This window comes from Exiguobacterium sp. s46 (genome assembly GCF_018618875.1).
Lineage (GTDB): Bacteria > Bacillota > Bacilli > Exiguobacteriales > Exiguobacteriaceae > Exiguobacterium_A > Exiguobacterium_A abrahamii.
Window position 1 is genome coordinate 1 of record NZ_JACSMY010000011.1, and the last position, 2,502, is coordinate 2,502.

Annotated in this window: 3 protein-coding genes; 1 reads left to right on the plus strand and 2 read right to left on the minus strand. The window is 34.5% G+C overall.

Translation table 11 applies throughout. The features are described 5' to 3' along the window. Window positions 1–24: 24 nt before the first annotated feature. Both KNQ08_RS16690 and KNQ08_RS16695 read right to left on the minus strand, forming a co-directional pair. Window positions 25–831, minus strand: coding sequence for a hypothetical protein (locus KNQ08_RS16690; protein WP_050678844.1), 807 nt, complete (start codon window positions 829–831; stop codon window positions 25–27). Window positions 832–868: 37 nt separating this feature from the next. Beyond that, entirely contained in the window at window positions 869–1,567 is a 699-nt protein-coding gene (locus KNQ08_RS16695) for a cytochrome c biogenesis CcdA family protein (RefSeq protein WP_034786404.1), read from the minus strand. Between the two features lie 230 nt (window positions 1,568–1,797). Between KNQ08_RS16695 and KNQ08_RS16700 the strand changes: the two genes are divergently transcribed. Then, a partial coding sequence (locus KNQ08_RS16700; protein ID WP_214806347.1) for a peptidoglycan DD-metalloendopeptidase family protein occupies window positions 1,798–2,502 on the plus strand: 705 nt, incomplete at its 3' end.

Below are 2,502 nucleotides of genomic sequence, written 5' to 3' on the forward strand. Positions count from 1 at the left end.
CATATAAAAACAAACTGTTGAGATTTAGAAAAGAAAGTATTCTTCATTTAGGCGATACACAAAAGAGCTTTTATCATTTGATTCTTTTAAAAGGACAATTCCTTGAATATTGCTCCACAAATAATTAGCGAAATCATAATCACTAAAAATAGCCTCACGAGTAGAATGCGTCATGAAACATTCTATTTTTGTAATCGTATACATTCCCTCCGAATCACGTTGATAATCGAAAGAAAAAGAACCCTTTATATTAAGCCTTTGAGCAATTATTGCTACGCACTCCTCTAAAATCGAGTTGGCAAACACCTCGTATGAAAGAACAGTATCTTGGTACCGTTCATACTCTTCTCTCATAAAACAGCAAATCACTTCACTAGATCGATAATCGACATATGCATCAATTTTCCCCACCTTTACACCTTCAGGCGCATTCTTTATCTGGTCAAAAGAATAAGTGAAAGTATTACCTTGAACCGAAAATGAATCATGAAGTACTGTTTTATCCCAGTCAAAGGATGTTATAAACGCTACGTTATTTTTTCTCATTTTCAACTTATGTTTTGATAACGTAGATGCTTCTTGTTCGCTTAAAGGGATAATCCAGCCTATTTCTTGAGAAGTACAATATTCAATCAGATTACTAATATACCCTTCTTCTGATTCTTTTTTTGAAAATGAATCAAAATATTTAAAATCAGGAAATAGCTTTCGAACCCATCCTTCTTTTGAAGAAATATGAATATCTATACTTACAGGTTTAAGTTGTTTTATGTTCTCCATCACTTTCCAGTTTTCCTCTACTCCCATTATCAGGACATTTTCACGAGACATTTACGATGCATCTCCTTTCGAAATAGAAAATAGAGCGTCAGAACCCTCTAAACCCTGTAAAATCAATCAATATTGTAGTTAGTTTCGTCAGACCATCGAAATACAATATGATACCTAATAAAATCATAAACCAGCCACCTATTTTCATAACCTTTGAAGAATAATTCATTAAGTATCTGGATTTCCCGACCAAAAACGACATCAAGAAAAATGGAATAGAAAAACCTAGTACATAAAAGAGCATATATAAAAATCCATTACTAGGATTCGTGGCGATCAAAGCAATAACTCCAGCGAGGATTGGTCCTGTACAAGGAGTCCATCCAGCAGCCGATCCGACTCCGACAATAAACGTTCCGATATAACCACGCTTTCTTTTTCCTAAGTTCATTCTTCGCTCTTTAAGTAAAAATATTGGGGTCCACAGACCAGTTAAAATAACACCGAATATGAATAAAATAAGTGCACCGCTCATCCGTAGAACATCTTTATACACTATAAAAAAATCAGCCAAATATGACGTTGAAAAACCCATCACTAAAAATACGCTCGAAAATCCAAGTAAGAAAACGAATGTATGGGGAACACCATTCCAGTTCCACTTTTTATTTTCTTTTAACTCTGTAACTGAAATTCCTGTAATGTAAGATAGAAAAACAGGATACAAAGCTAGGCAACATGGCGAGATAAAAGATAAAAACCCTGCCCCAAAAGCTAACAAAAAAGATAACTCCATCAAATTCCTCCCGAACTCTAAAAAATAAATCTTTTTTTAAGATGTATAAAAAAGAAATGTGTTTAACTTTAATCATAAAATCTGTTTGTGAAAAAACTATGCATTTTTTGATTAAATCTCGTATCAATTTTTGAAATGAATTTGATACACTTTTTTGTAATATAGTGATGCTATACTCCTTTTAACAAATCGTTTGTCACCGTATCTTTATCTTTAAAGGAGTACAACTAATGAAAAACAAGGTAATACTTATCGCTTCTAGCGTCTTACTCACAACAACTTTTTCAATGCATAGCCCAAAAGTTGAAGCAAGTAGTGCATATAAAGTAAAAGTAAAGACAGACGATCTCCGTGTTCGGACTGGTCCTTCTCTCAATTACAATATAGTCGGCGTGACTAACACTGGTCAGACTTTTTCTTATTTAGGAAAAAAAGGAGCTTGGACAAAAGTACTTTACAAAGGGAACACACGGTATATCTATAGTTCTTACCTAAAAAAATATAAGAGCCACGTTGCAAAAAAAATGACGTATAATGAGTCTCTTTTTGCTTCTCCTACTAAAGGGAGGCTGACCCAAGGATACGGAAAATCTAATGGCGCTTACGGTTATACATTCCATAATGGCGTTGATCTAGCTGCAACAAAAGGCACACCCGTCTATGCTTCTGCGAGTGGAAAAGTCACTACCTCTAAAAACAGCGGTGCATATGGTAAACACGTTATGATTTCACATAGTCTAAAGAATCAAAAATACGTAACCGTTTATGCTCATATGAACAGCCTTTCGGTAAAAAGTGGTCAGACAGTTTCTAAAGGTATGAAGATTGGAACAGTTGGGAATACAGGAAACTCGTTCGGAAATCATTTACACTTTGAGATTCATAAAAACAGTTATAAATACAGCAGTTATTCTGCAGCGAATAGTGTCAACCCA

Bases quoted from the DNA above. Each gene is read 5' to 3' on its own strand.
- KNQ08_RS16690 (WP_050678844.1), bottom strand. From the start codon at position 831: ATGTCTCGTGAAAATGTCCTGATAATGGGAGTAGAGGAAAACTGGAAA.
- KNQ08_RS16695 (WP_034786404.1), bottom strand. From the start codon at position 1,567: ATGGAGTTATCTTTTTTGTTAGCTTTTGGGGCAGGGTTTTTATCTTTT.